Annotated in this window: 15 protein-coding genes and 3 tRNA genes; 12 read left to right on the plus strand and 6 right to left on the minus strand. The window is 57.4% G+C overall.

Annotation, left to right across the window (positions count from 1 at the left end; all coding sequences use genetic code 11):
* The first annotated feature begins 3 nt into the window (after positions 1-3).
* From AC3WS9_RS04570 to recD, 8 genes are all read left to right on the plus strand, one after another.
* On the plus strand, positions 4-465 hold the full coding sequence (locus AC3WS9_RS04570) for a prepilin peptidase-dependent protein (protein ID WP_492486960.1): 462 nt from the start codon (positions 4-6) through the stop codon (positions 463-465).
* The gene (locus AC3WS9_RS04575; protein ID WP_492486962.1) at positions 459-1,019 is read left to right on the plus strand and encodes a prepilin peptidase-dependent protein; all 561 of its coding nucleotides are present in this window, start codon (positions 459-461) and stop codon (positions 1,017-1,019) included. Before AC3WS9_RS04570 ends, AC3WS9_RS04575 begins: the two co-directional genes overlap by 7 nt.
* Positions 1,016-1,417 (plus strand): DUF2509 family protein, encoded by a 402-nt coding sequence (locus AC3WS9_RS04580; protein WP_492486964.1) that lies wholly within the window; start codon positions 1,016-1,018, stop codon positions 1,415-1,417. The genes AC3WS9_RS04575 and AC3WS9_RS04580 overlap by 4 nt, the downstream gene beginning before the upstream one ends.
* Positions 1,402-1,725: a prepilin-type N-terminal cleavage/methylation domain-containing protein gene (locus AC3WS9_RS04585; RefSeq protein WP_285150885.1), complete on the plus strand. Its 324-nt coding sequence runs from the start codon at positions 1,402-1,404 to the stop codon at positions 1,723-1,725. Before AC3WS9_RS04580 ends, AC3WS9_RS04585 begins: the two co-directional genes overlap by 16 nt.
* A gap of 12 nt (positions 1,726-1,737) precedes the next feature.
* Positions 1,738-5,112 carry an exodeoxyribonuclease V subunit gamma gene (recC, locus tag AC3WS9_RS04590; RefSeq protein WP_492486966.1) on the plus strand — a complete coding sequence of 1,125 codons (3,375 nt, stop codon included), beginning with the start codon at positions 1,738-1,740 and terminating at the stop codon, positions 5,110-5,112.
* Positions 5,113-5,252: 140 nt separating this feature from the next.
* Positions 5,253-8,135 (plus strand): pitrilysin, encoded by a 2,883-nt coding sequence (gene ptrA / locus AC3WS9_RS04595; protein ID WP_492486968.1) that lies wholly within the window; start codon positions 5,253-5,255, stop codon positions 8,133-8,135.
* Positions 8,132-11,677: an exodeoxyribonuclease V subunit beta gene (gene recB / locus AC3WS9_RS04600; protein WP_492486970.1), complete on the plus strand. Its 3,546-nt coding sequence runs from the start codon at positions 8,132-8,134 to the stop codon at positions 11,675-11,677. Before ptrA ends, recB begins: the two co-directional genes overlap by 4 nt.
* Positions 11,674-13,494 (plus strand): exodeoxyribonuclease V subunit alpha, encoded by a 1,821-nt coding sequence (recD, locus tag AC3WS9_RS04605; RefSeq protein WP_492486972.1) that lies wholly within the window; start codon positions 11,674-11,676, stop codon positions 13,492-13,494. Before recB ends, recD begins: the two co-directional genes overlap by 4 nt.
* On the opposite strand, the gene argA is transcribed toward recD, so the two are convergent.
* A complete protein-coding gene (gene argA, locus AC3WS9_RS04610; RefSeq protein ID WP_282494493.1) occupies positions 13,486-14,817 on the minus strand; it encodes an amino-acid N-acetyltransferase in 1,332 nt (443 codons plus the stop codon). The two genes, recD and argA, sit on opposite strands and share 9 nt — an antisense overlap.
* Positions 14,818-15,045: 228 nt before the next feature.
* On the opposite strand from argA, the gene amiC reads away from it, so the two are divergent.
* On the plus strand, positions 15,046-16,299 hold the full coding sequence (gene amiC, locus AC3WS9_RS04615) for an N-acetylmuramoyl-L-alanine amidase AmiC (RefSeq protein WP_282494494.1): 1,254 nt from the start codon (positions 15,046-15,048) through the stop codon (positions 16,297-16,299).
* A gap of 103 nt (positions 16,300-16,402) precedes the next feature.
* On the opposite strand, the gene AC3WS9_RS04620 is transcribed toward amiC, so the two are convergent.
* The 3 genes from AC3WS9_RS04620 to AC3WS9_RS04630 form a co-directional block, all read right to left on the minus strand.
* Positions 16,403-16,479, minus strand: a tRNA-Met gene (locus tag AC3WS9_RS04620).
* A gap of 43 nt (positions 16,480-16,522) precedes the next feature.
* Positions 16,523-16,599, minus strand: a tRNA-Met gene (locus AC3WS9_RS04625).
* Positions 16,600-16,653: 54 nt separating this feature from the next.
* Positions 16,654-16,730: transfer RNA gene (locus AC3WS9_RS04630), tRNA-Met, on the minus strand.
* A gap of 208 nt (positions 16,731-16,938) precedes the next feature.
* Here AC3WS9_RS04630 and mltA point away from each other — a divergent pair.
* Positions 16,939-18,036 (plus strand): murein transglycosylase A, encoded by a 1,098-nt coding sequence (gene mltA, locus AC3WS9_RS04635; protein ID WP_285143751.1) that lies wholly within the window; start codon positions 16,939-16,941, stop codon positions 18,034-18,036.
* A gap of 96 nt (positions 18,037-18,132) precedes the next feature.
* Entirely contained in the window at positions 18,133-18,939 is an 807-nt protein-coding gene (gene tcdA / locus AC3WS9_RS04640; protein ID WP_492486974.1) for a tRNA cyclic N6-threonylcarbamoyladenosine(37) synthase TcdA, read from the plus strand.
* Here the strand turns inward: tcdA and csdE are convergent.
* Positions 18,930-19,376: a cysteine desulfurase sulfur acceptor subunit CsdE gene (gene csdE / locus AC3WS9_RS04645; RefSeq protein ID WP_492486976.1), complete on the minus strand. Its 447-nt coding sequence runs from the start codon at positions 19,374-19,376 to the stop codon at positions 18,930-18,932. The genes tcdA and csdE overlap by 10 nt on opposite strands.
* Positions 19,376-20,581 (minus strand): cysteine desulfurase CsdA, encoded by a 1,206-nt coding sequence (gene csdA / locus AC3WS9_RS04650; RefSeq protein ID WP_492486978.1) that lies wholly within the window; start codon positions 20,579-20,581, stop codon positions 19,376-19,378. The genes csdE and csdA overlap by 1 nt, the downstream gene beginning before the upstream one ends.
* 191 nt (positions 20,582-20,772) lie before the next feature.
* Here csdA and AC3WS9_RS04655 point away from each other — a divergent pair, with 191 nt between their 5' ends.
* Positions 20,773-21,000, plus strand: coding sequence for a YgdI/YgdR family lipoprotein (locus AC3WS9_RS04655; RefSeq protein WP_282491558.1), 228 nt, complete (start codon positions 20,773-20,775; stop codon positions 20,998-21,000).
* Positions 21,001-21,101 lie beyond the last annotated feature (101 nt).

Raw genomic sequence — 21,101 nt, forward strand, 5'->3', positions numbered from 1 at the left:
AGCATGAAAAAACAACGCGGCTTTACGCTTATCGAAACCCTGTTTGCCATCACGCTCGTCGTCATTCTCAGCGCCACAGGCTTGTCCGGCTGGCAAAGCTGGCAGCACCAGCAGCGTCTGTGGCAAACAGCCCATCAGGTCAGAGATTACCTGGTGCAGCTGCGCAACGACGCGAACGGTTACAACCGGGATCATCTCATCATCGCCAAAAAGGACGGTGAAAGCTGGTGTCTGTTGACGACTAAAATGATGGATTGTCAGTCCCGGGATCGTCGGGTGCTCAACTCACACTGGCCGGAAGTGACCCTCGCGGAGCTGACGCCTTCCCTGGGTTTTTATGGGCTACGGGATACCGCCTGGCCTGGGCGAGTACGTGTCAAAAGTTCTGCGGGTGAGTGGCTCGTTATCGTGTCGAACACCGGTCGCATCAGGATGTGCAACAGCACGGGGAAAGGAACATGTTAAATCAACGCGGGTTCTCGCTGACAGAGGTGCTCATCGCCATGGCGATTGGCAGTATTTTACTCCTGTGCACCGCGCGTTTTCTGCCGGGGTTGCAGCGGGCGATCCTGATGCAGGAGCAACAGCAGGAGCTGGAAGAAGCGATCTGGCAGAGAGCGACCGCCATCGGCAAACAGCTGCAGAGAGCCGGATATTGCGCCGGACTCTGCCAGGGACAGGCGCTGACCCTGGGTCGCGACGGGCACTGTGTGATTGTGCAATGGGATGCCAACAGCAACGGTCGTTGGGAAAGCTCACCCTCGACGGAGGCCGAGCAAACGGGTTATCGCCTGGAAGCAGGTGCGCTGGAGACGCAGCGCGGAGCCACGAACTGCGAAGGAAAAGGCTGGGAAAAGTTGACTGAACCTGAAAGCATCTGGGTGACGCAATTCACAGTCAGCAAAACCGATCACCCCGGCTTTGCCCCTGAGCTGAACATAGCGCTGGCTGCTGCGCGCGCAGGGCGATTGACAGAGTCATTTCAGGCAAGGTGGCGTGTCAGGGGGTTCAACCTGTGAAGCGCCAGCAAGGGATGTCATCCCTCGCGCTGGTCCTGCTGCTACTGGTAATGGGTAGCCTGATCCTGACCGGTCTCAACCAACAGCTCGACGTTTTTACGCAAATCGTCAGCAATGAGCGCGTGGCGATTGTACAGCAGGCGGATGCGCAGTCGGCGCTGGAGTGGGGTAGAAGTCAGCTCTGGTCGGCGGCACCGGACGTTCAGTGCCGAAACGGGCCGCCGGGCCGCGTCTGTCTGCGGGTCTTGAGTGGAGACAGAGTCTTGCTTACTGCTGGCAGCGGCGAACTGCTGCTGTGGCGTGGCGGCACAATTCAGGATAACCGTGTGGTGTTTTCACCCCACGGCTGGAGCGATTTCTGCCCTCTGAAGGAGACTGCGTTATGTCAGTTACCTTAGCGAGGCAAAAGGGATTTAGCATAGTGGAAGTCCTGTTGGCCATGATGCTGCTGGTCATCGTCATCACCGCGCTGTCGGGCTATCATCGGGCGCTGGCGGCGCGTTTTATGATGTTTAATCAGTATCGCCAGCTCTGGCACTATGCCTGGAATGAGTCCCAGCTATCGCAGGAGACGTTACCTGCTGGCTGGCGGATAAACCGGGGGCAGACAACACAGGCCGGATGTGTCAGCATCACGGTCACACTTATTTCGCCATTGGGGCGGCAGGGTCAGATGACACGCCTGCATTGCCCGCTTAGCCAGTAGTCGGGAGCGTCTATGTTAAGGGTCTACCACTCAAATCGTCTGGATGTGCTGGAAGCGCTGATGGAGTTTATCGTCGAGCGTGAGCATCCTGCCGACCCTTTTGAGCCAGAAATGGTGCTGGTGCAAAGCACCGGTATGGCCCAGTGGCTTCAGATGTCCCTGGCACAAAAGTTCGGCATTGCGGCCAATATCGAGTTCCCGCTTCCGGCAAGTTTCATCTGGGAGATGTTTGTCCGCGTCCTGCCGGAAATCCCCAAAAAAAGCGAATTCAACAAGCAGAGCATGAGCTGGAAGCTGATGTCGCTGTTGCCGGATATGCTGGCGAGCGATGAGTTCGCCATGCTGCGCCACTACCTCAGCGACGATACCGACAAACGTAAGCTGTTCCAGCTGGCCTCGCGAACCGCCGATCTGTATGACCAGTATCTGGTTTATCGCCCAGACTGGCTGACGCGCTGGGAAGCCGGAGAGCTGGTTGACGGCCTGCCGGAGGCGCAAATCTGGCAGGCTCCGCTGTGGAAAGCGCTGGTGGAACACACGGAAAAACTAGGGCAACCGCAGTGGCACCGTGCCAACCTGTATGAGCGTTTTATCTCGACGCTGGAAACGGCCTCTGACCCGCCTGCTGGCCTGCCGTCGCGGGTGTTTATCTGTGGGATTTCAGCCTTACCGCCGGTTTACCTGAATGCCCTAAAAGCACTCGGGAAACACGTCGATATCCACATTCTATTTACCAACCCCTGTCGTCATTACTGGGGCGATATTCAGGATCCGAAATGGCTGGCGCGACTTGTTGCCCGCCAGAGGCGGCGGATCTTTGAAGAGCGCGCGATCCCGCTCTTCAAAGACAGCGACAATGCCGCTCAGCTATTCGATGAAGAAGGCATTCAAAACTTACCGAACCCGCTGCTGGCCTCCTGGGGCAAGCTGGGGCGCGACTACATTCACATGTTGTCTGACATTACCTCGTCCGGGGAAGGGGACGTCGATGCTTTCGCGGAGATCACCCCGGACAGCCTGTTGCACAACGTCCAGCTGGATATTCTCGATCTGGAAAACCGCGCGATCGCCGGGATCACCGCCGAGGAATTCGCCCGCAGCGACAAGAAGCGAAAACTGGATCCTGAGGATCGCAGCGTCACGGTGCATGTGTGCCACAGCCCGCAGCGCGAAGTGGAAGTGCTGCATGACAAACTGCTGGCAATGCTGCAGGACGATCCTGAGCTGACGCCGCGCGATATCGTGGTGATGGTGGCGGATATCGACAGCTACAGCCCGTTTATCCAGGCGGTGTTCGGCAGCGCAACGGGCGATCGCTATCTTCCTTATGCCGTTTCTGACCGCCGGGCGCGTCAGTCCCATCCGGCGTTACAGGCCTTTATCAGTCTGCTGGCTCTGCCCGACAGCCGCTTTATTTCGGAAGACGTGCTGGCGCTGCTGGATGTGCCGGTGCTGGCTGCGCGCTTCGATATCGATGAAGACGGTTTGCGCTATCTGCGCCAGTGGGTGAACGAATCGGGCGTTCGCTGGGGAATCGACGACGACAACGTTCAGGAGTTTGAACTTCCTCCTACAGGTCAGCACACCTGGCAGTTTGGCCTGACGCGTATGCTGCTGGGCTACGCGATGGAGAGTCATCAGGGCGAGTGGAATGAGGTTCTGCCGTACGACGAATCTTCCGGGCTGATTGCCGAGCTGGTGGGCCATCTGGCCTCGCTGTTAATGCAGCTTAACCGCTGGCGGCGCGAGCTGATGCAGTCCCGCACGCTGGAAGAATGGCAGCCGCTGTGTCGTGAAATGCTGAATGATTTCTTCCTGCCCGATACGGACACAGAAGCGGCGATGGCGCTGATTGAACAGCAGTGGCAGGCCATTATCGATGAGGGCATTTCGTCACATTATGACGAAGCTATTCCACTGTCTCTGCTGCGCGATGAACTGACCCAGCGCCTGGACCAGGAACGTATTAGCCAGCGCTTCCTCGCGGGCCCTGTCAATATCTGTACGCTGATGCCGATGCGTTCGATTCCGTTCAAGGTGGTGTGTCTGCTGGGGATGAACGACGGCGTCTATCCGCGCGCCCTTGCGCCGCTGGGCTTCGATCTCATGAGCCAGCAGCCGAAGCGCGGCGACCGTAGCCGACGCGATGATGACCGCTACCTCTTCCTGGAAGCGCTGATTTCGGCCCAGCAAAAGCTCTACATCAGCTATATCGGGCACTCCATTCAGGATAACAGCGAGCGTTTTCCGTCGGTGCTGGTGCAGGAGCTGGTGGATTACATCGGTCAGAGCCACTATCTGCCGGGCGACGAACTGCTTAACTGCGACGAGAGCGAGCAGCGGGTAAAAAAACATATTACCCATCTTCACAGCCGTATGCCGTTTGACCCGATCAACTATGTCGACAACGAACAGCAAAGCTACGCCCGCGAATGGCTTCCCGCTGCGAGGAAAGAGGGGCTGGCTCATACGGATTTCATTCAGGAACTGGAATCTCGCCCAATCGAAACGCTGACGTTTGAACAATTGCAGCGCTTTTGGGCGCACCCGGTACGGGCGTTTTTCCAGCAGCGACTGCAGGTGAACTTCCGCTCCGAGGAGAGTGAAATCCCGGATGCTGAACCCTTTACCCTCGACGGATTAAGCCGCTACCAGCTGAATCAGCAGCTGCTCAACGCGCTGGTGGAAGAGGAAAATGCGCAAACGCTGTTCCGCCGCTATCGGGCTGCGGGGCAACTCCCTTACGGTGCATTCGGAGAAATTGCCTGGGACATGCAGTGTCAGGAGATGCAGGCCCTGGCCGACCGGGTGGTGGAGTGCCGTCAGCCGGGTAAAAGCCTCGAAATTGATCTGACGTGCAACGGCACTCAGCTGACGGGCTGGTTACAGCAGGTGCAGCCGGACGGTCTCCTGCGCTGGCGTCCTGCCATGCTCAGTGTTTCACAGGGTTTGCAACTCTGGCTCGAACATCTTGTCTACAGTGCTTGCGGCAACGAAGGTGAAAGCCGGTTGTTTGTGCGTAAGGATGGCGAATGGCGATTCCCACCGATGGCTGCCGATCGGGCATTAGCCTATCTGGAGCCCTACATTGAAGGCTATCGTCAGGGGATGAACAAACCGCTGCTGTTGCTCCCAGAAAGTGGGGGCGCGTGGATAAAAGCTTGTTACGACGCGCAGAATGATGCCATGTTAACGGATGACGTCACGCTGCAAAAAGCGCGCAGCAAGTTTTTACAGGCGTACGAAGGGAACATGATGGTGCGCGGAGAGGGTGATGATGTCTGGTATCAGCGTTTATGGAGAACCCTGGAGCCGGAGTACTTCGAGGTCATCACGCAAGAGGCGCAGCGCTATCTGTTACCTTTGTTTAAATATAATCAGTCCTGATGATTGTATAAAAATTGCGCAGGGAAAGGTGTTCATTTATTATGCCCATCTTGTCACGGACTGATGTACCAACATAAAGAGATGCTGGCGTGCCCAGCACGCAAATTGTTAATGATGTAGCCGTGATGAAGAGGTAGTGAATGCCAGGCAGCACCTTGTTTAAAGCGTTTGTATTGTTTGTCGCCCTCTGGGCTCCCCTCACTCAGGCAGATACCGGTTGGCAACCCGTTCAGGAAACAATCCGTAAGAGCGAAAAAGACACTCGCCAATATCAGGCGATTCGCCTTGATAACGGGATGACTGTGCTGCTGGTTTCTGACCCGCAGGCGGTGAAGTCGCTCTCTGCGCTGGTGGTGCCGGTGGGCTCGCTGGAAGATCCTGACGCGCATCCGGGCCTGGCTCATTATCTTGAGCACATGACGCTGATGGGTTCTAAAAAATACCCACAGCCGGACAGTCTCTCCGAATTTCTCAAAATGCACGGCGGCAGCCACAATGCCAGCACCGCGCCTTATCGCACCGCGTTTTATCTGGAAGTCGAAAACGATGCGCTGGAAGGGGCGGTAGACCGTCTCGCCGATGCCATTGCCTCGCCGCTGCTTGATAAAAAATATGCCGATCGCGAGCGTAACGCCGTCAATGCCGAGCTGACCATGGCCCGTACCCGAGACGGTATGCGTATGGCTCAGGTCAGCGCCGAAACCATCAACCCGGCGCACCCCGGCTCGCGTTTTTCCGGGGGCAATCTCGAAACCCTGAGCGACAAACCTGGCAGCCCGGTGCTCGAAGCGTTGCATGCATTCCGCGATAAATACTACTCCGCCAATCTGATGAAAGCGGTGGTCTACAGCAACAAACCGTTGCCGGAACTGGCGCACATCGCAGCGCAAACCTATGGCCGCGTCCCCAACAAAAACATCGAAAAGCCGGAAATCACCACGCCAGTGGTCACCGACGAGCAGAAAGGCATCATCATTCACTACGTTCCGGCCATGCCGCGAAAAGTGTTGCGTGTCGAATTCCGTATTGATAACAACACCGCCCAGTTCCGCAGTAAAACGGACGAACTGGTCACCTATCTGATCGGCAACCGCAGCCCGGGCACGCTCTCGGACTGGCTGCAAAAACAGGGCCTGGTAGAGGGCATCCGCGCTGACTCCGATCCGGTCGTGAATGGTAATAGCGGTGTGCTGGCTATCTCGGCAACCCTGACAGACAAAGGCCTCGCGCACCGCGATGAAGTGGTTGCGGCGATTTTCAGCTATCTCTCGCTGCTGCGCGATAAAGGCGTCGATAAACGCTACTTTGACGAGCTGGCCCATGTGCTGGATCTCGACTTCCGCTATCCGTCGATCACCCGCGATATGGACTATGTCGAATGGCTGGCAGACACCATGATCCGCGTCCCGGTCGAACATACGCTGGATGCGGTCAACATTGCGGATCAGTATGACGCCGACGCTATCAAAGCGCGTCTGGCGATGATGACCCCGCAAAACGCCCGTATCTGGTACATCAGCCCGAAAGAGCCGCATAACAAAACGGCGTATTTCGTCGATGCGCCGTATCAGGTGAATAAAATCAGCGCGCAAACTTTCGCGGACTGGCAGAAAAAAGCCGGGGAGATTGCCCTGCAACTGCCGGAACTGAACCCGTACATCCCTGATGATTTCACGCTGATCAAACCTGCGAAGGAATACCCGCATCCGGAACTGATCGTTAACGAACCGACTTTACGTGTGGTCTACACCCCGAGCCGCTACTTTGCCAGCGAGCCGAAGGCGGATGTCAGCGTCGTGCTGCGTAACCCGCAGGCGATGGACAGCGCCAAAAATCAGGTCATGTTTGCCCTGAATGACTACCTGGCAGGCATCGCCCTCGATCAGCTGAGTAACCAGGCTGCCGTGGGCGGGATCAGTTTCTCCACCAACGCCAACAACGGATTGATGGTCAACGCCAACGGCTACACCCAGCGTCTGCCGCAGCTTTTCGAAGCGCTGTTGGACGGGTATTTCAGCTACACCCCGACCGAAGAGCAGCTTGAACAGGCGAAATCCTGGTACGCGCAGATGATGGATTCGGCGGAAAAAGGCAAAGCCTTCGATCAGGCGATTATGCCGGTGCAGATGCTGTCGCAGATCCCGTACTTCCAGCGTGAAACCCGCCGCGCGCTGTTGCCGTCGATCACCCTGAAAGAGGTGTTGGACTACCGCACCGCCCTGAAAACGAACTCGCGGCCAGAGTTCCTGATTGTCGGCAACATGAGCGAAGACCAGGCCAAAACCCTCGCGCAGAATGTTCGCAAGCAGCTGGGAGCGAACGGCAACGAGTGGTGTCGTAACCAGGACGTGCTGGTGGATAAACAGCAGAATGTGATCTTCGAAAAAGCGGGCAGTAGCACGGATTCCGCGCTGGCCGCCGTCTTTGTTCCGACCGGCTACGATGAGTTTGCCAGCTCCGCCTACAGCGCGGTGTTGGGGCAAATCATCCAGCCGTGGTTCTACAACCAGCTGCGTACCGAAGAACAGCTCGGCTATGCGGTGTTTGCGTTCTCGATGAACGTCGGTCGCCAGTGGGGCCTCGGCTTCTTGCTGCAAAGCAGCGACAAACAGCCCGCTTATCTTTGGCAGCGCTATCAGGCGTTCTTCCCGCAGGCGGAAGAAAAACTGCGCAAAATGACGCCAGAAGAGTTTGCCCAAATTCAGCAGGCGGTGATCGCGCAGGTGGTGCAAGCTCCGCAAACTTTAGGCGAAGAAGCGTCGCAGTTGAGCAAAGATTTCGACCGGGGGAATATGACCTTCGATTCCCGTGATAAAGTAGTGGCCGAGATAAAACAGCTGACGCCGCAAAAGGTTGCCGATTTCTTCCACCAGGCGGTGGTGAAGCCGCAAGGCATGGCATGCCTGTCTCAGGTTTCCGGCAGCCAGAACGGAAAAGTGGATTATGTGGATCCGCAGGGCTGGAAAGTCTGGGAGAGCGTCAGCGCGTTACAGAAATCGATGCCCTGGAGTAAGAAAGAATGACCGACACCGCTGAGTCCCTTGATCCCTTACGTTTGCCGTTGCAGGGCGAACGATTGATTGAAGCCTCAGCGGGAACCGGAAAAACCTTCACCATTGCCGCCCTGTACCTGCGCCTGTTGTTGGGGCTGGGCGGTAATGCTGCGTTTGGGCGTCCGCTCAGCGTGGAACAGCTGCTGGTGGTGACCTTCACCGAAGCAGCGACGGCCGAACTACGCGGGCGTATTCGCCTGAACATTCACGAACTGCGCATCGCCTGCCTGCGTCAAACCACCGATAACCCCCTTTACGCTCGCCTGCTGGAAGAGATCTCCGACAAGCAGCAGGCGGCCCAATGGCTGCTGCTGGCCGAGCGGCAAATGGACGAAGCGGCCGTCTTTACCATTCACGGTTTTTGCCAGCGCATGCTGAGCCTGAATGCGTTTGAATCGGGCATGCTCTTTGAACAACAGCTCATCGAAGATGAATCCGAGCTGCGCCACCAGGCCTGTGCGGACTTCTGGCGTCGCCACTGTTATCCGCTCCCGCGCGATATCGCCGAAGCGGTGCACGCCATGTGGAAAGGGCCGGAAGAACTTTTGCGCGCGATCGAGCGCTATCTGCAAGGCGAAGCGCCTGCGATAAAATCCCCGCCGCCTGCGGACGAAACTCTCGCGGCGAGGCACGAGAAAATCATTTCACTGATCGCCGCCCTGAAGCAGAAATGGTGTGATTCGGTCGCCGACATTGAGTCCATTCTGGAAAATTCCGGCATTGACCGACGCAAGTTCAACCGCGGCAATCAGGGGAAATGGATCGAAAAAATCAGCGCCTGGGCGCAGGAAGAGACGCGGGGCTATCAGCTCCCCGACGCGCTGGAAAAGTTTTCCCAAAGCTTCCTGGTGGAGCGCACCAAAGCCGATGGCGTTGTGCCTGAACATCCGCTGTTTGTCGCGATTGAAACCCTGCTGGCGCAGCCGCTCACCCTCAACGATCTCATGATTACCCGTGCGATGGCGGAGATCCGCGAAACGGTCGCTCGCGAAAAGCGTCGCCGCGGCGAGCTGGGCTTTGACGATATGCTGAGCCGCCTGGATGCAGCGCTCGGCAGTGAAAACGGCGACGCGCTGGCGGCGGCCATCCGCACTCGTTTCCCGGTGGCGATGATCGATGAATTCCAGGACACCGACCCGCAGCAATACCGCATTTTCCGCCGCATCTGGCGCCAGCAGCCGGATACGGCGCTACTGCTGATTGGCGATCCCAAGCAGGCAATCTACGCCTTTCGTGGCGCGGATATCTTCACCTACATGAAAGCTCGCGGCGAGGTCGAAGCGCACTACACGCTGGACACCAACTGGCGTTCCGCGCCGGGGATGGTGGCGAGCGTCAACACGCTTTTTGCGCGGATGGACGCGGCATTCATGTTCAAGGAAATTCCCTTTTCATCTGTAAAATCGGCGGAGAAAAACAGCGCGCTGCGCTTTGAATTTCGCGGTGAAATTCAGCCTGCGATGAACTTTTGGCTGATGGACGGCGAAGGTTGTGGCGTCAGCGACTATCAGAACTTTATGGCGCAGCAGTGCGCGGCGCAGATCCGCGACTGGCTCAGCGCCGGCGCGCAGGGCCAGGCGCTGCTGTGGAAAGGTGAAACCGCCAAGGCGGTCAGCGCTTCAGATATCACCGTGCTGGTGCGCAGCCGCCAGGAGGCGTCCCTGGTTCGCGATGCGCTCACGATGCTCTCGATCCCGTCGGTTTATCTCTCTAACCGCGACAGCGTGTTTGAAACGCTCGAAGCGCAGGAGATGCTCTGGCTGCTGCAAGCCGTGCTGACGCCAGAGCGAGAGAGCACGCTGCGCAGCGCGCTGGCAAGTTCGATGCTCGGCCTGAATGCGCGCGACATCGACGCGCTGAATAACGATGAAAGCGCATGGGATGCGGTAGTCGAAGAGTTCACCCATTATCGCGAACGCTGGCAGAAACGCGGCGTAATGGCGATGCTGCGCGAACTGATGACGCAGCGGCAGGTCGCGGAAAACATGCTGGCAACGGCAGGCGGCGAGCGCCGTCTGACCGACATTTTGCACATCAGCGAGCTTTTGCAGGAGGCGGGATCGCAGCTTGAGAGCGAGCATGCCCTGGTGCGCTGGCTGTCGCAGCACATCGCCGATCCCAACAGTAATGCCTCAAGCCAGCAGATGCGTCTCGAAAGCGACAAGCATCTGGTGAAAATCGTCACCATCCACAAATCCAAAGGGCTGGAATACCCGCTGGTGTGCCTGCCATTTATCGCCAACTACCGCGCGCAGGATCAGGCGTTCTATCACGATCGCGTGTCGTTCGAACCGGTGCTGGATCTCAGCAAAGCCGATGCCAGCGTTGAGCTCGCCGAAGCCGAACGTCTGGCGGAAGATTTACGCCTGCTGTATGTCGCCCTGACGCGTTCCGTCTGGCATTGCAGCCTGGGCGTCGCGCCGCTGTTCCGCCGTCGCGGCGAAAAAGCAGGGGAGAGCGATTTCCATCTCAGTGCCCTCGGGCGGCTGATTCAAAAGGGCGAACCCAAAGACGCCGCCGGGCTGCGTCAGTGCCTCGACGAATTGTGCGGCGACAATATCGCGCTGCAGATCCCCGGCCAGCCCGATCTCTCCCGCTGGCAAATGCCTGAGCTTACGGTGCCTGATTTAGGCGCACGGCAGATCACCCGCGCCCTGAGGGATGACTGGCGTGTGACCAGCTACTCCGGCCTGCAGCAGTACGGACAGAATATCGCTCAGGATCTGATGCCAAAGCTCGATGTGGATGCTTCGGGCGTGGGCGAAGTGGTGGAAGAACCCGAACTGACGCCCCATCAGTTTCCGCGCGGCGCATCGCCCGGAACCTTTTTGCATAGCCTGTTCGAAACGCTCGACTTTACCCAGCCGGTGTCGCCGGAGTGGGTGCTGGAGATGCTGCAAAAAGGCGGATACGAGGCTCAGTGGCAGCCGGTGCTGACCGAGTGGATCACCGCGATTTTACAGGCTCCGCTCACCGAATCCGGTGTCTCCCTTAGTCAGCTCACGGCAAAAGAGAAGCAGGTCGAGATGGAGTTCTATCTCCCGATTGCCGGGCCGCTGACGGCGAATGCCCTTGATGCGATTATTCGCGAGCACGACCCGCTGTCGAAGAACAGCCCGCCGCTCAATTTCCGTCAGGTGAGCGGGATGCTGAAAGGCTTTATCGATTTAGTATTCCGCCACGAAGGCCGTTATTACGTGCTGGATTACAAATCCAACTGGCTGGGTGAGAACAGCGAGGCTTACACCCGGGAGGCGATGGCCGCGGCGATGCAGTCGCACCGCTACGATTTGCAGTATCAGCTTTACACTCTGGCGCTGCATCGCTATCTGCGCCATCGCATCGCAGATTATGACTATGATGACCATTTCGGCGGCGTCATTTATCTGTTCTTACGCGGCGTTGATGCCAAAGATCCGCAGTCGGGGATCTTCACGACGCGACCTGATTCGGTACTGATTGATAAAATGGACCGGCTGTTTGCCGCAAGCACGGAAGAGGTGGCCCAATGACGATGAAAGATCTGTTACTGGCGGCGGTAGAGCAGCGCGTGCTGCGCCCGCTGGATGCGCAGTTTGCCATGATGGTTGCCGGTGACGACGCGGCGGTGATGCTGGCCGCTGCGATTTTAAGCCGTGATGCCGGTGAGGGCCATGTCTGTTTGCCGCTCTCGCGCCTGATGCCGGACGAGAAAACGCCGGTGCCGCTGCAGGCCTGTTTCGCGCTGATCGGCGAAACCGCGGACTGGCCGAGCGTATTGCTGCGCTCCCATGCGGTGAGTCAGGGCGATATCCCGACGCCTCTTATTCTTTGCAATGACCGGCTGTATCTCAATCGCATGTGGCGCAATGAACTGGCGATTGCGCATTTCTTCAATGAATCCAACCAGCCGCTGCCCTACGACGATGCCCAGCTGATTCAAACTCTGAATGACCTGTTCGGTGAGTCGGAAACGGTGAACTGGCAAAAAGTGGCCGCGGCGGTGGCGCTGACGCGGCGCATATCGGTCATCTCCGGCGGACCGGGGACCGGGAAAACCACCACGGTAGCAAAACTGCTGGCGGCGCTGATCCAGATGGCGGGGGAGCAGAAATGCCGTATCCGCCTGGCGGCTCCCACGGGAAAAGCGGCGGCGCGACTGACGGAATCTCTGGGCGGTACGCTGCAAAAACTGCCGCTTAACGATGCGCAGCGCAAGCTGTTCCCGAATGAAGCCAGCACCTTGCACCGCTTGCTCGGCGCACAGCCCGGCAGCCAGCGTCTGCGCTATCACGCGGGCAATCCGCTGCACCTCGACGTGCTGGTGGTCGACGAAGCGTCGATGATCGATCTGACGATGATGTCGCGCCTGATTGACGCGCTCCCGCCGCACGCCCGCGTGATTTTCCTCGGTGATCGCGATCAACTGGCCTCGGTTGAAGCCGGGGCGGTGCTGGGAGATATCTGTAATTATGCCAGCGCAGGGTACACCGCCCAGCGCGCGCAGGAGTTGTCGCACCTGACCGGATGTCCGATTGAAGGGAATCATGAGCAACGTGCGGGAGCTTTGCGCGACAGCCTGTGCCTGCTGCAAAAAAGCTACCGTTTTGGCAGTGACTCCGGCATCGGTCAGCTCGCGGCGGCGGTCAATCGCGGCGATCGCACGGCCATCAGGTCAGTGTTTAGCGGCGCTTTTGCGGATATCGAGAAAAAGCCGCTCCAGACGGGCGAAGAGTATCTTGCGATGCTCGACGATGCGTTACAGGGTTACCAGCATTTCCTGTCGAGCGTGCAGCAGCAGGATGCGCCTGCGGCGGTCATCGCTGCGTTTGGCGAGTATCAGCTGCTCTGTGCCCTGCGTGAGGGCCCGTTTGGCGTGACGGGGCTGAATGAACGTCTCGAGCAGGCGTTAGCGCAGAAGCGAAAAATTATCCGCCAGCCGCACTCGCGCTGGTATGAGGGGCGCCCGGTGATGATCTCCCGCAACGACAGCGCGCTGGGGCTGTTTAACGGTGATATTGGTATTGCCCTCGATCGCGGACAGGGGCTGCGCGTCTGGTTTCAGATGCCGGATGGCAGCGTGAAATCGGTCCAGCCAAGCCGCCTGCCGGAACACGAAACCGCGTGGGCGATGACGGTGCATAAATCGCAAGGATCGGAATTCGACCACGCAGTGCTGATTCTGCCCGCGCAGATGTCGCCGGTGGTGACGCGCGAGCTGGTGTATACCGCTATCACTCGCGCGCGGAGACGATTGTCGCTCTATGCCGACGAGCGTGTTCTGGCGCAGGCCGTCACCACGCGTACCGAGCGTCGCAGCGGGTTGAGTGCGGTGTTTAAATCAGCTTAAATCGGCCATCAGCACCTTTGAACGGCGCTGATAGTTGTACATCTCTTTTTTACTCTCCGGCAGCAAATCAATATCGACCGGCGTAAAGCCGCGCTCCTGGAACCAGTGAATGCTGCGGGTCGTCAGGACGAAGAGTTTGTTCAGGCCGATCTGTCGCGCCTGAGCGGCGACCCGCTCCAGCAAGACTTCTCCGCGCGATGAGCTGCGATAATCTGGATGCACCGCCACGCAGGCCATCTCGCCGATCTTCTCCTCCGGGAACGGATAGAGCGCCGCACAGGCGATCGTCAGGTTATCGCGCTGAATGATGGTGAATTTGTCGATCTCCATCTCCAGCTGTTCGCGGGAGCGGCGCACCAGAATGCCCTGCTGCTCCAGCGGGCGAATCAGTTCCAGAATCCCGCCGATGTCGTTGATGGTGGCGCGACGAATTTGCTCCGCGCTCTCCATCACGATCTGTGTGCCGATCCCATCGCGGGAGAACAGCTCCTGCAACAGCGCACCATCTTCCTGATAGCTGATCAGGTGACTGCGACGCACGCCGCTGCGGCAGGCTTTGACCGCCCCGCGCAGGAAACGCACAGTGCCGGAGTGGTAATCGCCTTCCGCTTCCAGCGCTTCGACGCGCGCCTGGGCTTCGTTAGGGAACAGCTCCGAAACGATATCCCCCTGTTCGTTAAACACCCCCTGCGAGGAGCAGAAGCCGATCATCTTTTCCGCTTTCAGTTTGATCGCCAACTGCGTCGCGACCTCTTCGGAGGTGAGGTTGAAGCTCTCACCGGTCACAGACACGGCTACCGGGCCCATCAGGACAATCGCGCCGTTATCGAGCTGACGATGAATCGCCTCTTCATCGATACGACGAATACGCCCGCTGTGGCAGTAATCCACGCCATCATCCACGCCTAACGGCTGGGAAATGATGAAATTGCCGCTGACCACATTGATGTGCGCCCCCTGAAGCGGGGTGTTGTTGAGGCTCATCGACAGGCGCGCGGTAATATCCAGCTGCAACTGCCCGGCGGCCTGCTTAACCAGCTCCAGGGTTTTGGCGTCAGTCACGCGGGTGTGTTTGTGATAAATCGGCTCATGGTGATGTGCCGCGAGGTTGGCGTCGATCTGCGGACGTGCGCCGTACACCACAACCAGACGGATGCCGAGGCTGTGCAGCAGGCCGATGTCATTGACAATACTGGAAAAGTTCTCATGCTCGATGGCCTCACCACCCAGCATGATGACAAACGTTTTTCCCCGATGGGTATTGATGTAGGGAACAGAATGGCGGAATCCCTGGACCAGTTCGGTTCTACGTTCCTTAACCACGGCACAACCCCTCAGTGAATGTTTATTCGTATTTTCTGTATTTTTATTCGATTATCGCCGCGCGCGCAACCCTAAAATCATCGCCAACCCGAGAAAAAATTAAGTGATGCGTGCGTTACTGCATGATTGTTTACCCTTTTATAGATGACAGGTTATGCGTCATTCGTTAAAGTTTTCGGTCAATTTGGCCGTTTTATCTATGAATTCGTTTTCTTGCTCGGGAGAAGCATGTCGGGATCCAAATCAGCAATAAGCCGCCGCCGCTTGCTACAAGGGGCTGGGGCGATGTGGTTGCTTAGCGTCAGTCAGGTTGCATTCGCCGCTGTGAGTCAGGTGGTGGCGGTGCGCGTCTGGCCGTCTTCGACCTATACGCGCGTGACGGTAGAGTCTAATCAGGTACTGAAATACAAACAGTTTGCGTTGAGCAATCCTGAGCGTGTGGTGGTGGATATCGAGGGCGTGAATCTCAACTCGGTGCTGAAAGGCATGGGGGCGCAGATCCGTGGCGACGATCCTTACATTAAATCGGCCCGCGTCGGTCAGTTCGATCCACAAACCGTGCGCATGGTGTTTGAGCTGAAGCAGAACGTGAAGCCGCAGCTGTTTGCCCTCGCGCCGGTGGCGGGGTTTAAAGAGCGTCTGGTGATGGATCTCTACCCGGCGAATGCAACGGATATTCAGGATCCGCTCCTCGCGCTGCTGGAAGATTACAACAAAGGCGATCTTGAGAAACAGGTACCGCCGGCCCAGAGCGGCCCGAAACCGGGCAAAGCGGGGCGCGATCGTCCGATTGTGATCATGCTCGATCCAGGCCACGGCGGAGAAGACTCCGGCGCGGTCGGGAAATATCGTACGCGGGAAAAAGACGTGGTGCTGCAGATTGGCCGCCGTCTGAAGGCGCTGATCGATCAAGAGGGCAACATGCGGGCGTACATGACGCGCAATGAAGACGTGTTCATTCCGCTCAAAGTGCGCGTGGCGAAAGCGCAGAAACAGCGCGCCGACCTGTTTGTCTCTATTCACGCGGATGCCTTTACCAGCAGACAGCCGAGCGGCTCGTCGGTCTTTGCGCTCTCGACTAAAGGGGCGACCAGTACGGCGGCACGTTTGCTGGCGGATTCCCAGAACGCCTCCGACCTTATCGGTGGGGTAAGCAAGAGCGGCGATCGCTATGTCGATCACACCATGTTCGATATGGTGCAGTCCCTGACCATCACCGACAGCCTGAAATTTGGCAAAGCGGTGCTGGGTAAACTCGGGAATGTGAACAAGCTGCACAAGAATAGCGTTGAGCAGGCAGGGTTTGCGGTGCTGAAAGCCCCGGATATTCCGTCGATTCTGGTCGAAACCGCGTTTATCAGTAACGTGGAAGAGGAGCGTAAGCTCAAGACCGCGAAGTTCCAGCAGGAAGTGGCGGAGTCGATTCTGGCAGGGATTAAGGCGTATTTCTCGGATGGCGCGACGTTGGCCAGAAGAGGGTAGTGGCATCAGCCGGGTTCACGCCCGGCAAATTCACAAACGGCAGATACAAAAAAACACCCTTGAGGGTGTCTATTGTTTTGAGATGCATTGTTTTTCGAAGAATTGGTTGCGGGGGCCAGATTTGAACTGACGACCTTCGGGTTATGAGCCCGACGAGCTACCGGGCTGCTCCACCCCGCGTCCGTATTTCTTCTTTTTACATCTTACTGCTTAAAAATTTGATTGGTTGCGGGGGCCAGATTTGAACTGACGACCTTCGGGTTATGAGCCCGACGAGCTACCGGGCTGCTCCACCCCGCGTCCGTCTTTCTACTGAGCAAAAACATCGTAGAAAGTACTGCATCAAATTTTAATTGGTTGCGGGGGCCAGATTTGAACTGACGACCTTCGGGTTATGAGCCCGACGAGCTACCAGGCTGCTCCACCCCGCGTCCGTGGATGCGCACTATACTCGGATAGGTTTTTGATGCAACCCTTTTTCACATAAATTCCTAAATTAGTACGTAATTTGAACGACATCGCGTTATCCGTATGATTATTGCGCAAAACCTGCCTCAGGATGCGCTATCAGATTTCATTAGCCTGAGGGGTTTGTTATCTTCTTTATAGCGACTCAGGGCAACTTAAAGACGAGATATAATGAAAGGACGTTGGGCGAAGTATCTGATGACGGGCGCAATGGTAGCGATTCTTGCGGCCTGTAGCTCTAAACCGACCGATCGCGGTCAGCAATATAAAGACGGGAAGTTCTCCCAGCCTTTCTCTTTAGTTAATCAGCCGGATGCCGTCGGTGCCCCGATCAACGCGGGTGACTTTGCTGAGCAGGTCAACCAGATCCGCACTGCGTCGCCGCGCCTGTACGGTTCACAGAACAGCATCTATAACGCCGTGCAAGACTGGCTGCGTGCAGGCGGCGATACGCGCACCATGCGTCAGTACGGCATTGACGCCTGGCAGATGGAAGGGGCCGATAACTACGGCAACGTCCAGTTTACCGGCTACTACACGCCGGTTGTCCAGGCGCGACACACCCGCCAGGGCGAATTCCAGTATCCTATCTACCGCATGCCGCCAAAACGTGGTCGTCTGCCGTCTCGTGCGGACATCTATGCCGGTGCGCTGAACGAAACCTATGTGCTGGCCTACAGCAACTCGCTGATGGATAACTTCATCATGGACGTGCAGGGCAGCGGATACATTGATTATGGTGATGGTTCACCGCTGAACTTCTTTAGCTACTCCGGTAAAAATGGCCACGCCTACCGCAGTATCGGCAAAGTGCTGATCGATCGCGGGGAAGTAAAGAAAGAAGATATGTCGATGCAGGCCATCCGCGAGTGGGGCGAAAAGCACAGCGAAGCGGAAGTGCGCGAATTGCTGGAGCAGAACCCGTCCTTCGTCTTCTTTAAACCGCAAAACTTTGCGCCAGTGAAAGGGGCCAGCGCGGTTCCGCTGATTGGCCGTGCGTCGGTGGCCTCCGATCGTTCTATTATTCCGCCGGGCACTACGCTGCTGGCAGAGGTGCCGACTCTCGACAACAACGGCAAATTTAGCGGCCAGTATGAATTACGCCTGATGGTGGCGCTGGATGTCGGTGGGGCGATTAAAGGCCAGCACTTCGATATTTATCAGGGTATTGGCTCTGATGCCGGTCATCGTGCGGGCTGGTATAACCATTATGGCCGCGTATGGGTCCTGAAACCTGCAGCAGGTGCTGGCAACGTTTTCAGCGGCTGAGTGTGGTAATCTAGCGCGTAATATTTACCGCCTTCTCATCTATAGAGAAGGGCAGGGTGAGGTTAAAACCTCACCCTTTTTACATCCTGAGGTCTTATGTCTGCGTTAATCAGCGATGCATGGCGTCAACGTTTTGGCGGCACAGCGCGTTTATATGGTGAAAAAGCCCTGCAACTGTTTGCGGATGCACACGTGTGCGTCGTCGGTATCGGCGGAGTCGGCTCCTGGGCGGCCGAGGCGCTGGCGCGTACCGGCATTGGCGCGATCACGCTCATTGATATGGATGACGTGTGCGTCACTAACACCAACCGTCAGATCCACGCCCTGCGCGATAACGTCGGTCTGGCGAAAGCGGAAGTGATGGCCGATCGCATTCGCCTGATTAACCCGGAATGCCGCGTGACGGTGATCGATGATTTTGTGACGCCCGATAATGTGGCGCAATACATGGGCGCAGGGTTTAGCTATGTGATTGATGCAATTGACAGCGTACGTCCGAAAGCGGCCCTGATTGCCTATTGTCGCCGCTACAAGGTTCCCTTAGTGACCACCGGCGGCGCGGGCGGTCAGATCGATCCGACGCAGATCCAGGTCGCCGATCTGGCGAAAACCATTCAGGATCCGCTGGCGGCCAAACTGCGTGAAAGGCTGAAAAGCGATTTTAACGTGGTGAAGAACAGCAAAGGGAAGCTCGGCGTGGACTGCGTATTCTCAACCGAAGCGCTGGTCTATCCGCAGTCGGACGGTTCCGTTTGCGCGATGAAAAGCACCGCCGAAGGGCCAAAACGGATGGACTGCGCCTCCGGTTTTGGCGCGGCGACGATGGTCACCGCGACCTTTGGGTTCGTCGCGGTCTCACACGCCCTGAAGAAAATGATGGCTAAAGCCAGCCGTCAGACCTGAACCTGACGGGCCGCATTCAGCACTGCTTCGCTGAGTGCGGTCAGCCCCTGGCTGCGGGAGGCGCTCAGCTGACCGCGCAGCCCCAGCTCATCAAAGAGAGCCAGCGGATCGCCATTCAACAGTTGCGTCGCGCTTTTACCTTCCACGGCGGTGAGCAGCACCGCCAGCAAGCCGCGCACGATGCGGCCTTCGCTGTCGCCAAAGAAATGCAGTTTATCCCCGGAGGTCGTCACGCCGAGCCAGACGCGGTTTTCGCAGCCTGCGATCTCTTTCGCCTGCGCTTTAAGCTCGTCAGAAAGGGCGGGGAGCTGTTTGCCCAGCAGGATCAGCTGGCGGTATTTATCTTCCCACTGGGTGAGCGGGAGGAAGGTGTGTCGCAGCGTCTCTTCGGTGATCACGCTGCCGAAAGGATGCCCGGCTAAGGATGAGCTCGTCATTAATCCACCAGAAGTTCAAGGGCGCGATCGACGGCCGCCACCAGGGCGTGGACGTCGCTTTGCGTGTTGTAGGGAGCAAACGAGGCGCGCAGGGTACCGCTGACGCCAAGTGCCGCAAGAAGCGGCTGGGCGCAGTGCTGCCCGGCTCGCAGAGCGATGCCGTATTCCGCGAGCAGGGTGACCATATCGCTGTGATGAACGCCGGCAAAATCAAAGGCCAGCAGGCTGGAATCCTGAACGCGGAAAGATCGGAACCCCGGACGTTTTTTTAACTCTTCTTCTGCGAGGGTTGCCAGCCCGCGGCTCCAGCTTTCCGCCTGCACCACATCGGTATCGGCCAGCCACTCCAGCGCGGCGCTCAGACCAATGACCCCCGCAACGTTTGGCGTTCCGGCTTCGAGGCGATAAGGGATCTCCTGAGTTTTGAAACCGTCGAAGGTCACTTCGGTGATCATCTTCCCACCGCCCAGCCAGGGTGTCATCTGTGCCAGCAGCGCCGATTTGCCGTAGAGCGCGCCGATCCCGGTCGGGCCGTAGAGTTTATGGCCGGAGAAGGCGTAAAAGTCGATATCCAGCTGGCGAACGTCTGCCGGGAAATGCACCACGCCCTGTGCGCCGTCGACCATCACAATCACACCGTGGCGGTGGGCGATATCAATGGCGCAGGCGAGATCCGGGCAACCGCCGGTGACGTTCGACATCTGCCCTAGCGCCAGAATCCGACTGCGTGGGGTGATGAGTTCAGGAAGACGTGAGACGTCGGGCAGTAAATCAGTGCCCAGCGGCAGTTTGACGATCTGTGCGCCGGTCTGTTCCGCGACCATCAGCCAGGGCACCAGATTCGCGTGATGCTCGGCTTCACTGACGATAATCTCGTCGCCCGGCTGCAGGAGAGGGCGCGCGTAACACTGCGCGACCATATTGATGGCCTCAGTGGTACCACGGGTCCAGACGATATTTTTGCCGCTCTCGGCGTTCAGCAGACGTGCGACCTGATCGCGGGCGGCCTCGTAGCGGGCGGTCAAACGCTGTGCCTCGGCAAACTGACTGCGATGCACATTCCCGGCACTCAGGCTGTAGAACTGATTTGTCGCTTCGATCACCGCCAGCGGCTTAAGCGCTGTGGCGGCGCTGTCGAGATAAACACCGGCATCGGCCAGCGCCGGAAACTGTGCGCGAAAGTGCGCAGGACTGAAAGCGTTCATGGAATTCCTCATATCAATACTGAGATCGTCGCGCACTTTTGGCGGCAGGGCAAGGTTGTTGATCGCTATCGGAATTGTCTGTTTGTCCTGGCAGGTCCTGAGAAGCAGGTTATGCTGAATAGTGTTAGGTGAATGTTTTAGCCTGTTTTAAATCGAGGATTAAATAGCATTAATTGCTAATGGAGAAAATTATGAACAAGACTGCCGCAATCTTTTCTGCCTGTGTAATGACTTTTGCCCTGAGCGCCTGTTCTGGTAACAACTACGTGATGCATACCAATGACGGTCGAACCATCGTCTCTGACGGGAAACCAAAAACCGATAATGAGACCGGGATGATCTCGTATAAGGATGCGAACGGGAACAAGCAGCAGATCAACCGCACTGACGTGAAAGAGATGGTTGAGCTTGATAAATAAGGAAATTTAGACCAAAAAAAAGCACCGCAAATAGGCGGTGCTACATTAATCACTATGGACAGACAGGGTAAATGTACAGGAAGTGAAAAAAGGGTAGCTTC

The organism is Lelliottia sp. EB106-05-01-XG201, assembly GCF_058791735.1.

Coding starts and splice junctions, on each gene's coding strand:
- AC3WS9_RS04655 (WP_282491558.1), top strand. CDS start 20,773: ATGAACAAGACTGCCGCAATCTTTTCTGCCTGTGTAATGACTTTTGCC.
- mltA (WP_285143751.1), top strand. CDS start 16,939: ATGAAAGGACGTTGGGCGAAGTATCTGATGACGGGCGCAATGGTAGCG.
- AC3WS9_RS04575 (WP_492486962.1), top strand. CDS start 459: ATGTTAAATCAACGCGGGTTCTCGCTGACAGAGGTGCTCATCGCCATG.
- tcdA (WP_492486974.1), top strand. CDS start 18,133: ATGTCTGCGTTAATCAGCGATGCATGGCGTCAACGTTTTGGCGGCACA.
- AC3WS9_RS04570 (WP_492486960.1), top strand. CDS start 4: ATGAAAAAACAACGCGGCTTTACGCTTATCGAAACCCTGTTTGCCATC.
- ptrA (WP_492486968.1), top strand. CDS start 5,253: ATGCCAGGCAGCACCTTGTTTAAAGCGTTTGTATTGTTTGTCGCCCTC.
- amiC (WP_282494494.1), top strand. CDS start 15,046: ATGTCGGGATCCAAATCAGCAATAAGCCGCCGCCGCTTGCTACAAGGG.
- recD (WP_492486972.1), top strand. CDS start 11,674: ATGACGATGAAAGATCTGTTACTGGCGGCGGTAGAGCAGCGCGTGCTG.
- recB (WP_492486970.1), top strand. CDS start 8,132: ATGACCGACACCGCTGAGTCCCTTGATCCCTTACGTTTGCCGTTGCAG.
- AC3WS9_RS04585 (WP_285150885.1), top strand. CDS start 1,402: ATGTCAGTTACCTTAGCGAGGCAAAAGGGATTTAGCATAGTGGAAGTC.
- csdE (WP_492486976.1), bottom strand. CDS start 19,376: ATGACGAGCTCATCCTTAGCCGGGCATCCTTTCGGCAGCGTGATCACC.
- recC (WP_492486966.1), top strand. CDS start 1,738: ATGTTAAGGGTCTACCACTCAAATCGTCTGGATGTGCTGGAAGCGCTG.
- csdA (WP_492486978.1), bottom strand. CDS start 20,581: ATGAACGCTTTCAGTCCTGCGCACTTTCGCGCACAGTTTCCGGCGCTG.